We start from the raw sequence: 14749 nt of genomic DNA, 5'->3' as shown, positions 1-14749 counted from the left end.
GCGCCGGGGGTCTCAGCGCACCCCGCGCGGCCGGAACTGCACGCTGATCCGGCCGCCGACCCCGGCCCGGGTCTTGGGGACGGCGTGGTCCCAGGTGCGCTGGCAGGAGCCGCCCATCACGATCAGGTCGCCGTGGCCGAGCGGCTGACGGACGGTCGCCCCGTGTCCGTCGCGCGGGCGCAGCATCAGCGCCCGCGGCTCGCCGAGCGAGAGGATCGCCACCATCGTGTCCTGCGTGCGGCCGCGCCCGAACCGGTCGCCGTGCCAGGCCACGCTGTCCCTGCCGTCGCGGTAGTAGCAGAGCCCCGCGGTGACGAAGGGCTCGCCGAGTTCGGCGGCGTAGTGCGCACTGAGCATCTCCCGGGCCTCGTCGAGCACCGGGTCCGGCAGCGGGTCGCCGGCGTCGTAGTGGGCGAGCAGGCGCGGGACGGCGACCACGTTCTCGTACATCCGGCGGCGCTCCTCCCGCCAGGGCACGCTCTCGGCGAGGTCCTGGAAGAGGTCGTCGGCACCGCCCAGCCAGCCGGGCAGGGTGTCGATCCAGGCGCCGTGGGACAGCGGCGTGCGGCGCACGGCCGCGAGGTCGCCGAGACCGGTCTGCCCGGTGTCGAAGAGGGACGCCTGCTGGTGGTGCATGACGTCAGCCTAACGCACTCTCGTACACCCATTCGATTCTTTTCCCTGTGGACAACCGTTCCGGGCCCCTCAGGGGTGGTTGGATCAGTGCAGGTGATGCCGTCCGCCGGCGGCTCGGCCCGACAGGAGACATCATGAGCAACGCCCGGAAGACGTCCGCGGACCCGCAGTCCCCGGTACGGCACGACGCCGACGCCCACGACGTCATCCGCGTGCACGGCGCGCGGGAGAACAACCTCAAGGACGTCAGCATCGAACTCCCCAAGCGCCGGCTGACCGTGTTCACCGGTGTGTCCGGCTCGGGCAAGAGCTCGCTGGTGTTCGACACCATCGCCGCCGAGTCGCAGCGGCTGATCAACGAGACGTACAGCGCCTTCGTGCAGGGCTTCATGCCCACCCTGGCACGTCCCGAGGTCGACGTCCTCGACGGCCTGACCACCGCGATCGCCGTCGACCAGCAGCGGATGGGCGGCGACCCGCGGTCCACCGTCGGCACCGCCACCGACGCCAACGCGATGCTGCGCATCCTCTTCAGCCGGCTGGGCACCCCGCACATCGGCCCGCCCAGCGCGTACGCGTTCAACGTCCCGTCGGTGAAGGCGAGCGGCGCCATCACCGTCGAGCGCGGCGACAAGAAGGCGGTGCGCGCCACCTTCACCCGCACCGGCGGCATGTGCACGCGCTGCGAGGGCCGCGGCAGCGTCTCCGACGTCGACCTCAGCCAGTTCTACGACGAGTCGAGGTCGCTCAACGAGGACGCGATCACCGTCCCCGGCTACAAGGGCGGCGGCTGGAACTACCGCCTCTTCACCGAGTCCGGCTTCTACGACCCGGACAAGCCGATCCGCGACTTCACCGAGAAGGAACTGCACGACTTCCTGTACCACGAGCCGGTGCGGATGAAGATCGCCGGCATCAACATGACCTACGAGGGCCTGATCCCGCGCATCCAGAAGTCGATGCTGTCCAAGGACCCCGAGGCGATGCAGCCGCACATCCGGGAGTTCGTGTCCCGCGCGGTCACCTTCACCGCCTGCCCGGAGTGCGACGGCACCCGGCTCAGCGAGGGCGCCCGGTCGTCGAAGATCAAGGGCATCAGCATCGCCGACGCGTGCGCCCTGCAGATAAGCGACCTGGCCGCGTGGGTGCGCGGCCTCGACGAACCCTCGGTCGCACCGCTGCTGACCGCCCTCCAGCAGAGCCTCGACTCGTTCGTGGAGATCGGCCTCGGCTACCTGTCGCTGGACCGGCCGGCCGGCACCCTGTCCGGCGGTGAGGCGCAGCGCACCAAGATGATCCGCCACCTCGGCTCCTCGCTCACCGACGTCACCTACGTCTTCGACGAACCGACCGTCGGCCTGCACCCGCACGACATCCAGCGGATGAACCGCCTGCTGCTGCAACTGCGGGACAAGGGCAACACCGTGCTGGTCGTGGAGCACAAGCCGGAGACCATCGCCATCGCCGACCATGTGGTGGACCTCGGGCCGGGCGCGGGCACGGCCGGCGGCGCGGTGTGCTTCGAGGGCACCGTCGAGGCACTGCGGGCGGCCGGGACGCTCACCGGCCGGCACCTGGACGACCGGGCCGCGGTCAAGGGGGCGGTGCGCAAACCGTCGGGTGCGCTGGAGGTCCGCGGCGCGAGCACCAACAACCTGCAGGACGTCGACGTGGACCTTCCGCTGGGCGTGCTCACCGTGCTCACCGGCGTGGCGGGGTCGGGGAAGAGTTCGCTGATCCGGGGCTCGGTGTCCGGCCGGGAGGGCGTGGTCACGGTCGACCAGGCCCCGATCCGCGGCTCCCGGCGGAGCAACCCGGCGACCTACACCGGGCTGCTCGACCCGATCCGCAAGGCGTTCGCCAAGGCCAACGGGGTCAAGCCGGCCCTGTTCAGCGCCAACTCCGAGGGTGCCTGCCCGAACTGCAACGGCGCCGGCGTCGTCTACACCGACCTGGCGATGATGGCCGGGGTCGCCACGACCTGCGAGGTGTGCGACGGGAAGCGGTTCGACGCGTCGGTGCTGGAGTACCGCCTCGGCGGGCGGGACATCAGCGAGGTGCTGGCGATGCCGGTCGACGAGGCCCGGGAGTTCTTCGCCGACGGCGAGGCGCACACCCCCGCCGCGCAGCGGATCCTCGCCCGGCTCGCCGACGTCGGGCTCGGCTACCTCACCCTCGGGCAGCCGCTCACCACGCTGTCCGGGGGCGAGCGGCAGCGGCTGAAGCTGGCCACCCACATGGGCGAGAAGGGCGGCGTCTACATCCTCGACGAGCCCACCACGGGCCTCCACCTCGCCGACGTCGAGCAGCTGCTGGAGCTGCTCGACCGGCTGGTGGACTCCGGGAAGTCGGTGATCGTCATCGAGCACCACCAGGCGGTCATGGCGCACGCGGACTGGATCGTGGACCTGGGTCCCGGGGCGGGCCACGACGGCGGCCGGATCGTCTTCGAGGGCACGCCCGCCGACCTCGTCGCCTCCCGCGCCACGCTGACCGGCGAGCACCTCGCGGAGTACGTCGGCGCCTGACGCGGAACGGCTCCCCGGCTCCCGTCCCCTCGATCCGCGCGGTTCCGGCCGTGTCGGGGGCGGGAACGGGCGCCGGGACGCACGATGGGGTCATGCTCTTCGCGGATGTCGCCCGGGTGTCAGGGGAGATCGCGCGGACGTCCGCGCGGTCCCGCAAGACGGCGCTGCTCGCCGAGTTCTTCCGGGCCGCGGAACCCGACGACGTGCCGATCGCCATCGCGTACCTGGCCGGCCGGCTGCCGCAGGGCCGGCTCGGCGTCGGCTGGGCGGCGCTGCGGGACCGCGCCGCGCCAACCGCGGAGGCCACTTTGACCGTGCGGGACGTGGACGCGGCGCTCACCGCGGTCGCCGAGGTGTCCGGCACCGGGGCGCAGGCGGGGCGACGGGCCCTGCTGCAGGACCTGTTCGGGGCGGCGACCGAGCGCGAGCAGCAGTACCTGCTGGGCCTGGTGACCGGCGAGGTGCGCCAGGGGGCGCTGGACGCCGTCGCCGCCGAGGGGCTGGCCGCGGCCACGGACGCACCGCCGGCGGCCGTGCGGCGAGCGGTGATGCTGGCCGGCGCGCTGGAACCGGTGGCCCAGGCGCTGCTGGCCCGCGGGCCCGCGGCCCTCGCCGGCTTCGCGCTGACCGTCGGACAGCCGCTGCTCCCCATGCTGGCCGCGAGCGCCAAGTCCGTGGAGGAGGCGGTGGCCAAGGCCGGGCCCTGCGCCGTCGAGGAGAAGCTCGACGGCATCCGCGTGCAGGTGCACGCCGACCACGGCTCGGTCGGCGTCTACACCCGCACCCTGGACGACGTGACGGAGCGGCTGCCGGAGATCGCCGCGGTCGCGGCCGGCCTACCCGCCGACCGGTTCATCCTCGACGGCGAGGTGCTGGCGTTCGACGCCGCCGGTCGGCCCCGCCCGTTCCAGGAGACCGCCGGCCGGGTCGGCTCCCGTGTCGACGTGGCGGCCGCCGCCGCGGCGATGCCGGTGCACGCCGTCTTCTTCGACGTGCTGTCCGTGGACGGCCGGGACCTGCTGGACCTGCCGTACGCCGAGCGGCACACGGCACTCGAGGCGCTGGTCCCCGAGGGGCTGCGGGTACGGCGTGCGGTGGTCGCCGATCCCGCCGACCCGGCGCAGGTGCGGGCCGCGACCGAATTCTTCCGGCACGCGCTGGACCGCGGTCACGAGGGCGTCGTCGTGAAGTCCGCCGACGCCCCCTACGCGGCGGGACGGCGCGGCGCGTCCTGGCTGAAGGTCAAGCCGGTGCACACGCTCGACCTGGTCGTGCTCGCGGTGGAACGCGGCCACGGCCGCCGCACCGGCAAGCTCTCCAACCTCCACCTGGGGGCGCGCGGCGAGGACGGCTCGTTCGTGATGCTCGGCAAGACGTTCAAGGGCCTCACCGACGCGATGCTCGACTGGCAGACCGAGCACCTCGGCGCCCTCGCGGTGGACGACGACGGCTACACCGTCACGGTGCGGCCCGAACTGGTGGTGGAGATCGCCTACGACGGCGTGCAGACGTCGCCGCGCTACCCGGCCGGGCTGACGCTGCGGTTCGCGCGCGTGGTGCGCTACCGCGAGGACAAGCCGGCGGCGGAAGCGGACACCGTGGCGGCCGTGCGGTCCGCGCACGGCGGGGGCTGACCGGCCGCCCGGGACCCCGCACTACCCGGCGGCCGTCTCCACCCGCAGCCGTACCTCTTCCTCCTGGTCGCCCGAGGCGGTGCCGATCACCCGGACGGAGAAGGCCTCCGCCAGGCCCGCGCGCAGCCGGTCCACGGCCCGGTAGCCGCCCTGCGCGGTGACGACGACGGGTTCGGTGAGCCGGCTCGGCCCGGGCAGGCCGAGCGTGCGGGACACGTCGAACGTCGCGGCCCACACGATGGGACGGCCGTTCGGCGCGTCGGCCGGCGCGTCCTCGGGCGCGCGGTCCGAGGAGAAGCTGGCCTGGAGGGCGGCGAGCACGGCGCGCGCGTCCTCCTTGCAGCAGCTGTCGAGGGTGACCGCGACCTCCGCGGCGGTGCCGGCGGGCAGATCCTGCTGGGTGCTCACGATGGTTCCTTCCGGATCGGGCCGGGCGCCGGTGCGGACTCATCGGTTCCGGTCGGGCTGACGTATCACTACGCTCTGCGCATTTCCGGCAGGCGGCCGGGGAAACACCCGGTGACCCGGATGGACGCGGGCCGCCCGGTGGATCTTTACCATCTGGGTATGGCCCGACGCTCCCCCCGCCCTGCCGCCCCCGCCGCATGCCCGTGCGGGCTCGGCACGTCCTACGCCGGCTGCTGCGGCCCCTTCCACGCGGGCACCACCGCCGCGCCCACCGCGGAACGCCTGATGCGGTCGCGGTACAGCGCGTTCGCCGTCGGGGACACCGGCTACCTGTTGCGCACCTGGCACTCCTCGACCAGGCCCGCGGACCTCGACCTGGACGGCGCCGTGCGCTGGACCGGCCTCGACGTGCTCGCCACCACCGGCGGCTCCGCCTTCCACACCGAGGGCACGGTGGAGTTCACCGCGCACTACCGGATCGGCGGGGAGACCGGGGAGCAGCACGAGAACAGCCGCTTCGTCCGCGAGGCCGGGAGCTGGGTCTACCTGGACGCCGCCGGATGAACGACGCGGAGACGCGGGCCGGTCTCGCCCGCCGCGTCCTGGCCGCACTGACCGCCGCCTGTCCCGGAGCGCGCGCGGAACTGCGCGGCTCCATGGCCGCGGGGACCGCGGACGCCTACAGCGACATCGACATCGCCTGGACCGTTCCGGGCGACCGCTTCGGGACGTGCGTGGACGAGGTCGCGGACGTCCTGGGCCGGGTCCGGCCGGTGGCCTCGCTGCGGTCCGACCCCGAGTTCGCCGACGCCCCGGGGCACCGGCTGCTCTTCGCCTCCTTCGCGGACGTTCCGCTCTTCTGGCGGCTCGACCTCGACGTCCGCGGCGAGCCGGCCGCGGGCTCCACCCGCCCCTCCACCACCCTTCCCTGGCCCCCCGCCGCCAGCGCCCTGGCCAACGGCGTCGCTGCGGTCAAATGGGCACGGCGCGGCCGCGAGGACCTGGCCGGGGCTCTCCTCGACCGGGCCTTCCCCCGTGTCGGGGCCACCCGTCCCCCCGGCGGCACCCTCGCCACCGACCTCCCCCTCCTCGCCGCCGCGGCCACCACCCTCGACCCCACCCAATCCCTTTTCGCCACCCGCCTCCTCACCCTCCTCCCCTAACTCCCCCCAGCCACCCCGCCGGGTCGGGTCTCCGGGGTGCCCCCAGGAGTACGTTGCCGGGTAAGCCGTGCCTGGGTGGCTTGTCGCGCAGTTCCCCGCGCCCCTTCGGCAACCGGGCAGCCCCTGAGGGTGCGTTGCCGTCCACCACGTGCGTGGCTGCTTGGGCGCGGAGTTCCCCGCGCTCCTGGAGCATCGCCCCTCCGGGGCGGGCATCCGGGCTGCCCCGGAGGTGCATTGCCGGGTGCGGACCGGCGGTGGCTGGTCGCGCAGTTTCCCCGCAGGGTGACCCCCGCCCAAATGCCTCCCGCAGACGGGGGCCGGCCCGGGAGGGGACGGTGCGGGAGTGTCCCCGCAGGAACTGTGCACACACCCGGCCCACTTCGCGAAAGAACCCGCACGCACAGTTCCGAGGAGATACTCCCGTGGCGGCCCCGACCCCACCCACCGAAGGTGCACCGCCAGGGGCGCGAGGAACTGCGCCACAAGCCACAACGACGCCACACGACGGCAAAGCCCCCCCGGGGCACCCCGAACCCCGCAGGGGCGCGGGGAACGGCGCGAGGGAGAAGGGGTAGGTGGAGGCGAGGGAACCCCAGCGGGAGGCGAGGCCTCAGGCGACCGGCCGCCTCGCGTCATACGTGAGGAAGGACCGCTGAAGGAGAGCGATCAGGGAGATCGCCACGATGCACGCCAGCCCCCCACCGATCACCGCCCCCGCAGGCGTGAAGACGTCGGCTGCGGACCCCGCCAGGAAGTCCCCGAGGCGCGGCCCGCCGACGACGACCACGAGGAAGACGCCCTGGAGCCGTCCCCTCATGTCGTCCGGCGCGGCCGCCTGGACCATCGTGTTGCGGAACACCATGCTGACCGTGTCCGCGCACCCGGCGAGCGCCAGGAAGAACAGGCCGAGCCAGAGGTTCCGCGTGAGCCCGAAGACGGCCACGGCCGCACCCCAGGACGCGACGGCGATCAGCACGGCCATGCCCTGCCGCTGCACCCGGCCGAGCCAGCCGGAGAAGACGCTGCCGAGCAGGGCCCCCGCCGCGGGCGCCGCGGCGAGCAGGCCGACCGTGCGGGTGTCGCCGCCGTACCAGAGCCCGGCGATCGCCGGGAACAGGACCCGCGGCTGCGCCAGCACCATCGCGCACAGGTCGGAGACGAACGTGGTGCGCAGGTTCGGCCGGGAAGCGAGGTACCGCAGGCCCTCCACGACCGAGGGCCGGCGCCGGGCAGCCGCCGGCGCCTCCCCCTCCCGCGACGGATCACCCGGAAGCATCGCCGGCAGCCGCCACATCGCGTACAGGGACGCGGTGAACGCGGCGACGTCGATGAGGTACGCGGCCTGGTAGCCCCACAGGCCGACGAACACGCCGCCGAGCATCGGTCCGGCCATCTGCCCGACCCCGCCGGCCAGCGAGGCCAGCGCGTTGGCCGCCGGTAGCTGCTCGGCGGGCAGCAGCCGCGGGATCATCGAGGAGCGGGCCGGGGAGTTCATGGCGAAGCAGACCGCCTGGAGGGCGACGATCGCGTAGAGCACGCCGACCGAGCGCAGGCCGGCGATGGCCACCGCGGCCAGCGCCGCGGACAGCACGGTCGCACCGCACGCGGTGATCAGGCCGAGCCGGCGGCGGTCCACGACGTCGGCGACCGCCCCGCCGTACAGGCCGAAGACGATGAGCGGGACGAGCGAGCACAGGCCCACCAGGCCGACGTAGAAGCTGGAGCCGGTGATCGCGTAGACCTGCAGGGCCACGGCCATCGCCGTCATCTGCTGGCCTATGTAGGACACCGTGTTGCCGAACCACAGCCGGCGGAAGTCGGGGTTCACCCGTAGCGGGGTGATGTCGGCGAGCATCCGGGTGAGCCGGGAGCGGGGCTGCGCATCCGCCTGGGGCACGGGCGCTGACCCGGATGGCCGAACCCGGTCGCGGCGGACCTTGTCACTGTTGAGCACGGGAAACCGTAGCAATCCCGCCTGTGCACGGCGGTGCCGGGTCGGTTCCGGCCGGACCGGATGTGAGGAAAACCGGCTGGTGGCAAGGGGCGCGGCCGCATACGCTGAGCGGGACGAGCAGGCTCCCCGGGGAAGTACCTGGCCCCGAAGCCCGTCCCGGAACGAGTCGCCACCTCGGCCGCGCTTCCGGTTCTGCCCCGCCTCGCGGCAGGGCAACACCAAGGCGCCACCGCGTCCGTACCGCCCGAAGGACCCCTCATGCCGGGCGCCGACGCGAGTGTCATGGCCGCGTCCGGCGTATCCGGTCCACGCGACGCTAAGGAGTGCCCGGTGTCAGGAGAGAACGTCAAGCCACGGGAGAAGTGGGGCGAGCGCGGCAGTGACGGCGCCTCGCTCGCGGACGAGGAACGCGCGCTGGACGCCTGGTCGCGGTGCGCACCGATCAGGCTCGCCGGCTACGAGGACGATCCGAACGAGACCCACATCCTGCGCGGCATCGACTGACCCCGACCGGTCATCGCGGGGCGCGGCTCCACCAGGTGCGAGCGGGCCCGTCCGGATTCCGTCCGGGCGGGCCTCCTGCACCCCCGGCCCGTGTCCCCATGGTGTGCCGTGCCTCCCTGGAGTGCCGCCGTTCCGGTCCCGGACGCGCAGTCAGCGGCCAGTCACCGCCGCCGAACGAGAGCGTCCGTCAAGAGGCTTTCTCCGCCAGTGTGTTGGAGACCACACCATGGTTCGCGTTCTCCGGGGCATGGGTGTCCCGAAAGCGGGCAGACGCGCCTGGACTCGCCGGAGAACCGAGGAGTACAAGCATGTTGATGGCCCACCCGACCGTACTGCGAACCCTGGTGCAGCGCTACGAGACACTCAGCGCACTCACCGGGCGCCGGCAATCGAAGACGGCACAGGGCGGCGAGGTGGTCGACGGGGTCGATCCGGAGGTGCGGCAGCAACTGCTCGACACCGTCTACACGTTGTGCGTGTCGACGGGCACCCGGGAGATCGGCCCGGCCCTGGCGGCGGCCCGCGCGCACATCGAGGGCCACACCTTCGCGGACGCGGAGGAGCTGGGCGAGTCGGCGGCCTGACGCCCCGGCCCCCTCACCGCCGCCCGCGGGCCCGTACCGTGGGCGGCATGGAGGAACCTGCAGCAGGCAAGTACGCGCGGGTGGAGCGGGAGCGGCGCTTCCTGCTCGCCGCCCCGCCCACGTTGCCCTACACGGAGGCCCGGCGGATCACCGACCGCTATCTCACCGGCACCCGCATGCGGCTGCGCAGGGTCGAACGCCCGGGCGCCGAGCTGGAGTTCAAGCTCACCCAGAAGATCCCGGCGGACCGTCCGGGCGCGGTGCAGGGACTGATCACCACCGCCTACCTGTCGCCCGCCGAGTACCAGGTGTTCGCCGGCCTTCCGGCCGCGGTGCTCGCCAAGACCCGGTACAGCATGCCGCCGCTGGGCGTCGACGTGTTCGAGGCGCCGCTGCGCGGACTCGTGCTCGCCGAGGCGGAGTTCGACTCCGACGCGGCCGCACGGGCGTTCGCGGTCCCGTCCTTCGCCGTCGCCGAGGTGACCGGTGACCCGCTGTTCACCGGCGGGCGGCTGGCCACCGCGACCCGCGCGGACCTGCTGGAGTGGCTCGCCGGGTACGGGGTCGCCCCTGCCTGAGGGGCGTGTGGCCGGCAGTCGACGGAGAGTCACCCGTTGGGATGAAATGCCCGGGCGGCATGACCCGAATGGCCCTGTGCCGCGTTGTCCCCGGTGCGGACGTCCGGTCCGTTGAGGTTTTCCGGAAGGCAGGAAGCGTATGGACAGGCTCGCCCGAAAGGGGCTCGTCACCGCGATGGTCGCCGGTGGCGTACTGGCCTCGGCAGGCTACGCCCAGGCGGACGCGGCGGCCGATGGCGGCACGGCGGGCTCGCCGGGAGTCCTGTCGGGCAACTCGGTGCAGGTGCCGGTGGACATCCCGGTCAACGTGTGCGGCAACACGATCGACGTGATCGGCCTGCTCAACCCCGCGTCGGGCAACGCGTGCGCGAACACGTCGGACACCGCCGCGTGCCCGCCCGGCTCGCCGGACCAGGCCCACCAGGACCAGCAGGCGGACGCCCCCCGCAAGGGGCGGCACGCGGGCGCGGCGGCCGATGAGTCCGGGACCCGGTCGGGTGGCGGCGCGCACGCCTCCGCAGCCGCGCAGCGCTCCCCCGGCCTGCTGTCGGGCAACACGCTGCAACTCCCGATCGACGTGCCGGTCAACGTCGTGGGCAACTCGGTGAACGTGGTGGGCGTGGGCAACCCCGCGTCCGGCAACACGGGCGTCACCAGCGAGTCGACGCCGCCGCAGCACAACGCCCCGCCGGCGCACCTGCCGATCCCGGCGCCGCCCGCGTCGGTCGCGCAGTCGGCCCCGACGCTGGCGCACACCGGCGCGGACGGTCTGGGCTGGGCCGGTGCGGGCAGCGTCAGCACGCTGATCGCTGGCGCGTCGCTGTACCGGAGGTTCCGGCCCGTTCGCGGCTGACATCGCCATGGAGGGGCCGGGTGCCGCGGAGCGCCCGGCCCCTCTCGCCTGTCCGGCGGCGGCCGTTGACCCGGGGCCCACCGGATCGCGCCGGACGCGCGGGCCAGGCCGCGCTCCACCGTCCAGCGCGCCAGGTGACGTGCAGGGTCCGCATCCCGACGCAGGTGCCGGTCCCCCGACCGCCCGGAAACGAAGTGTCATCGGCGCCGCCGTCGCCCCTAGGATTCATGCGGGCGCATGGGCAGCGGCTCGACTCAGCGCCGAGGGGGCCGCGGTGCGCTCTCCACCGCTCTACGCCAAGACGCGATTCGAGGAGCCCCGCAATGGCGTTGCCGCAAGGCACGCTCAGCCACCGCTACCGTGGCGAGCACCCTGTACGAACCCTCCTCTACCTCTTCCATCCCGACCGGGGCCGGGTCGGCCTGGCCGTCCTGGCCTTCTTCGGCAAGCACACCCCCGTGTGGCTGCTGCCGCTGATCACCGCGAACGTCGTCGACGTCGTCGTCCAGCACAAGCCGATATCGGTGCTGTGGTGGAACGCGGCGGTGCTGCTGGTCATCCTGTCCCTCAACCTGCCGCTGCACCTGGCGTACGTGCGGTGCATGCAGGGCTCGATCCGCCGGACCGGCACCCGGCTGCGCAGCGCCCTGTGCCACCGGATGCAGCAGCTGTCCCTCGGCTACCACTCCCGGGTCAGCGCCGGGGTGCTGCAGGCCAAGGTGATCCGGGATGTCGAGACCATCGAGACCGCGGCCCAGCAGACCGCGGACAACGGACTCGGCGCCGTCGCCACGCTCTCCGGCGGGCTGGTCGTCATCGGCCTGCAGGCGACCGCGTTCCTGCCGGTGTACCTGGTCGTGGTGCCGGCGTCCGCCCTGCTCGTGGTCAAGTTGCGGCGCCGGCTGCGCAGCCGCAACGAGGACTTCCGCCAGCAGATCGAGCAACTGTCCTCCCGGGTCAGCGAGATGACGACCCTGATCCCCATCACCCGGGCCCACGGCCTGGAGAACACCGCCCTGTTGCGGGTGGACCGCACCCTGGGCGAGGTCCTGCACGCCGGCCTGCGGCTGGACCGGCTCAACGGCTGGTTCGGTTCGCTGGCCTGGGTGCTGCTCAACGCGATCGGCGTGGCCTGCCTGGCGGGTTCGGCGATGGTGGCCTACTACGGCTGGCTGAGCGTCACACCGGGGACGGTGGTGATGCTCAGCGCGTACTTCTCCAGCCTCACCGCCTCGGTCACCACGCTGCTGACCCTCACCCCGCAGATCGGCAAGGGCCTGGAGTCGGTGCGCTCCATCGGCGAGGTGCTCCAGGCGCCGGACCTGGAGCAGAACGACGGCAAGGCGCCGGTGGCCGGCGTGGTGGGCCGCTTCGAGTTCCGCGGGGTCGGCCACGTCTACCCCGAGAGCAACCACCCGTCGGTGGACGGCTTCGACCTGGACGTGCGGCCCGGCGAGACGATCGCGCTGGTCGGCGGTTCGGGCGCCGGCAAGTCCACGGTGCTCAACCTGGTGATCGGCTTCCTGCGGCCGACCAGCGGCCGGATTCTCCTGGACGGCGTCGACATGGAGACGCTGGACCTGCGCGACTACCGCACCTGGCTGTCGGTGGTGCCGCAGGAGTCGATCCTGTTCGAGGGCAGCGTGCGGGAGAACGTCACCTACGGCATGAACGACGTGCCCGAGGAGACCGTGCGGGCGGCCCTGCGGGACGCCAACGCGCTGGAGTTCATCGACCGGATGCCGCAGGGACTGGACACGGTGGTCGGTGAGCGCGGCGCGCGGCTGTCGGGCGGGCAGAAGCAGCGCCTGGCGATCGCCCGCGCGCTGATCCGCGATCCGCGGGTGCTGGTGCTCGACGAGGCCACGTCCGCGCTGGACTCCCGCTCCGAGGCGCTGGTGCAGCAGGCGCTGGCCCGGCTGGTGCGCGGGCGCACGGTGTTCGTCGTCGCGCACCGGCTGTCCACGATCAGGAACGCCGACCGGATCGTGGTCATGGACGAGGGCCGGATCATGGAGGTGGGCTCGCACGCCGAACTGCTGTGCCGCGGCGGGGCGTACGCGGGCCTGCAGTCCGCGCAACTGGCCTGAGGCCGCCGGCCCGCCGCCCCCCGCGCCTCAGCGGCGCCGGGTGCGGCGGGTCCCGCGGTCTCCCCCGGCGCCCGGCCGGGGTCCCGGCCGCGCGACGCGGTCAGCTGCCGCCGAGGGCGCCGGCCACGATCGCCTTGGCCTCCTCCTGGACCCGGGTGAGGTGGTCGGCGCCGAGGAAGGACTCGGCGTAGACCTTGTAGACGTCCTCGGTGCCCGAAGGCCGCGCGGCGAACCAGGAGTTGTCGGTGCACACCTTGATCCCGCCGATCGGCGCGCCGTTGCCGGGCGCCTCGGTGAGGATCGCGGTGACCTGCTCCCCGGCCAGCTCGCGGGCCGGCACCTGGTCCGGGGACAGCTTGGCGAGCACGGCCTTCTGCTCGCGGTCGGCCGGCGCGTCGATGCGGGCGTAGGCGGGCGCGCCGAACTCGGCGGTCAGGTCGGCGTAGTGCTCCGACGGGGTGCGGCCGGTGACCGCGGTGATCTCGGCGGCCAGCAGCGCCAGCAGGATGCCGTCCTTGTCGGTGGTCCACACGCTGCCGTCGCGCCGCAGGAAGGAGGCGCCCGCGGACTCCTCGCCGCCGAAGGCGAGCGTGCCGCCGAGCAGCCCGTCGACGAACCACTTGAAGCCGACCGGCACTTCGGTGAGCGGGCGGCCGAGTCCGGCGACCACCTTGTCGATCATCGACGAGGACACCAGGGTCTTGCCGACGGCCAACTCCGGCCCCCACTGCGGGCGGTGCCGCGCGAGGTAGGAAATGGCCACCGCCAGGTAGTGGTTGGGGTTCATCAGGCCGCCGTCGGGGGTGACGATGCCGTGCCGGTCGGCGTCGGCGTCGTTGCCGGTGGCGATGCGGTACTCGTCCTTGCGGGCGATCAGCGACGCCATCGCGTACGGCGACGAGCAGTCCATCCGGATCTTGCCGTCCCAGTCCAGGGTCATGAACCGCCAGGTGGGGTCGGTGTGCGGGTTCACCACGGTGAGGTCGAGGCCGTGGGTCTCGCCGATGCGGCCCCAGTAGTCGACCGAGGCGCCGCCGAGCGGGTCGGCGCCGATGGACACCCCGGCGCGCCGCACCGCGTCCAGGTCGAGCACCGACGGCAGGTCGCCGACGTAGGTCCCGAGGAAGTCGTACCGCCCGGTGGTGTCGGCGGCCAGCGCCCGCTGGTAGGGGATCCGGCGTACGCCCTTCAGGCCCTCGGCGATGAGGACGTTGGCGCGGTCCTGGATCCAGCCGGTGGCGTCGGAGCCGGCCGGGCCGCCGGTCGGCGGGTTGTACTTGAAGCCGCCGTCGGTGGGCGGGTTGTGCGAGGGAGTGACGACCACGCCGTCCGCGAGGCGCTCGGTGCGCCCGCGGTTGTGGGTCAGGATCGCGTGCGAGACCGCGGGCGTCGGGGTGAACCCGTCGTGCTCGTCGATCAGCACCGTCACGCCGTTGGCGGCGAACACCTCGAGCGCGGTGACCCGTGCGGGCTCGGACAGGGCGTGGGTGTCCACGCCGAGGAACAGCGGGCCGGTCGTCCCCCGCCGGGCCCGGTACTCGCAGATGGCCTGGCTGGTGGCGGCGATGTGGTCCTCGTTGAACGCCGTGGCCAGCGAGGAGCCGCGGTGTCCTGAGGTGCCGAAGGCGACCGCCTGGGCGGGGTCGCCGGGATCGGGGTGCAGAGCGTAGTAGGCGGTCACCAGGCGGGGTACGTCCACCAGGTCCTCGGGCCCGGCCGGTGTTCCGGCACGCTCGTGCGGCATCCGCGTCTCCTTCGCTGGTGCTGGGGCTGCTGTGTCGCTGGGGCCATTCTCCCTGCCCGCAGCGTGCGTGCCG

Annotated in this window: 13 protein-coding genes; 9 read left to right on the top strand and 4 right to left on the bottom strand. The window is 73.3% G+C overall.

Annotation, left to right across the window (positions count from 1 at the left end; translation table 11 throughout):
- Nucleotides 1–12: 12 nt before the first annotated feature.
- Nucleotides 13–636, bottom strand: a complete 624-nt coding sequence (locus ACH4TG_RS24230; protein WP_398244562.1) for an alpha-ketoglutarate-dependent dioxygenase AlkB — start codon at nucleotides 634–636, stop codon at nucleotides 13–15.
- Nucleotides 637–770: 134 nt separating this feature from the next.
- Here ACH4TG_RS24230 and ACH4TG_RS24225 point away from each other — a divergent pair, with 134 nt between their 5' ends.
- Nucleotides 771–3164 carry an ATP-binding cassette domain-containing protein gene (locus ACH4TG_RS24225; protein WP_398244561.1) on the top strand — a complete coding sequence of 798 codons (2394 nt, stop codon included), beginning with the start codon at nucleotides 771–773 and terminating at the stop codon, nucleotides 3162–3164.
- A 92-nt stretch (nucleotides 3165–3256) separates the two neighbouring features.
- The gene (locus ACH4TG_RS24220) at nucleotides 3257–4798 is read left to right on the top strand and encodes an ATP-dependent DNA ligase (RefSeq protein WP_398244560.1); all 1542 of its coding nucleotides are present in this window, start codon (nucleotides 3257–3259) and stop codon (nucleotides 4796–4798) included.
- Between the two features lie 21 nt (nucleotides 4799–4819).
- Here the strand turns inward: ACH4TG_RS24220 and ACH4TG_RS24215 are convergent, their stop codons facing one another.
- Nucleotides 4820–5206, bottom strand: a complete 387-nt coding sequence (locus ACH4TG_RS24215; protein WP_398244559.1) for a hypothetical protein — start codon at nucleotides 5204–5206, stop codon at nucleotides 4820–4822.
- A gap of 159 nt (nucleotides 5207–5365) precedes the next feature.
- Here ACH4TG_RS24215 and ACH4TG_RS24210 point away from each other — a divergent pair, with 159 nt between their 5' ends.
- Together ACH4TG_RS24210 and ACH4TG_RS24205 are read left to right on the top strand one after the other, a co-directional pair.
- A complete protein-coding gene (locus ACH4TG_RS24210) occupies nucleotides 5366–5770 on the top strand; it encodes a YchJ family protein (RefSeq protein WP_398244558.1) in 405 nt (134 codons plus the stop codon).
- A complete protein-coding gene (locus ACH4TG_RS24205) occupies nucleotides 5767–6369 on the top strand; it encodes a hypothetical protein (RefSeq protein WP_398244557.1) in 603 nt (200 codons plus the stop codon). The genes ACH4TG_RS24210 and ACH4TG_RS24205 overlap by 4 nt, the downstream gene beginning before the upstream one ends.
- A gap of 610 nt (nucleotides 6370–6979) precedes the next feature.
- On the opposite strand, the gene ACH4TG_RS24200 is transcribed toward ACH4TG_RS24205, so the two are convergent.
- On the bottom strand, nucleotides 6980–8224 hold the full coding sequence (locus ACH4TG_RS24200) for an MFS transporter (RefSeq protein WP_398244752.1): 1245 nt from the start codon (nucleotides 8222–8224) through the stop codon (nucleotides 6980–6982).
- Between the two features lie 429 nt (nucleotides 8225–8653).
- Between ACH4TG_RS24200 and ACH4TG_RS24195 the strand changes: the two genes are divergently transcribed.
- The 5 genes from ACH4TG_RS24195 (at nucleotide 8654) to ACH4TG_RS24175 (ending at nucleotide 12932) form a co-directional block, all read left to right on the top strand.
- Nucleotides 8654–8827, top strand: coding sequence for a hypothetical protein (locus ACH4TG_RS24195; protein ID WP_398244556.1), 174 nt, complete (start codon nucleotides 8654–8656; stop codon nucleotides 8825–8827).
- Between the two features lie 308 nt (nucleotides 8828–9135).
- Entirely contained in the window at nucleotides 9136–9411 is a 276-nt protein-coding gene (locus ACH4TG_RS24190; protein WP_398244555.1) for a DUF5133 domain-containing protein, read from the top strand.
- A gap of 47 nt (nucleotides 9412–9458) precedes the next feature.
- Nucleotides 9459–9989: a hypothetical protein gene (locus ACH4TG_RS24185; protein WP_398244554.1), complete on the top strand. Its 531-nt coding sequence runs from the start codon at nucleotides 9459–9461 to the stop codon at nucleotides 9987–9989.
- 139 nt (nucleotides 9990–10128) lie between these two features.
- On the top strand, nucleotides 10129–10842 hold the full coding sequence (locus ACH4TG_RS24180; protein WP_398244553.1) for a chaplin: 714 nt from the start codon (nucleotides 10129–10131) through the stop codon (nucleotides 10840–10842).
- 323 nt (nucleotides 10843–11165) lie between these two features.
- Entirely contained in the window at nucleotides 11166–12932 is a 1767-nt protein-coding gene (locus ACH4TG_RS24175; protein ID WP_398244552.1) for an ABC transporter ATP-binding protein, read from the top strand.
- Nucleotides 12933–13032: 100 nt separating this feature from the next.
- On the opposite strand, the gene pgm is transcribed toward ACH4TG_RS24175, so the two are convergent.
- Nucleotides 13033–14676 (bottom strand): phosphoglucomutase (alpha-D-glucose-1,6-bisphosphate-dependent), encoded by a 1644-nt coding sequence (gene pgm, locus ACH4TG_RS24170; protein WP_398244551.1) that lies wholly within the window; start codon nucleotides 14674–14676, stop codon nucleotides 13033–13035.
- Nucleotides 14677–14749 lie beyond the last annotated feature (73 nt).

The organism is Streptomyces sp. NPDC020917 (assembly GCF_044333795.1).
Classification (GTDB): Bacteria; Actinomycetota; Actinomycetes; order Streptomycetales; family Streptomycetaceae; genus Actinacidiphila.
This window is presented reverse-complemented; position numbering and strand designations above follow the sequence as displayed.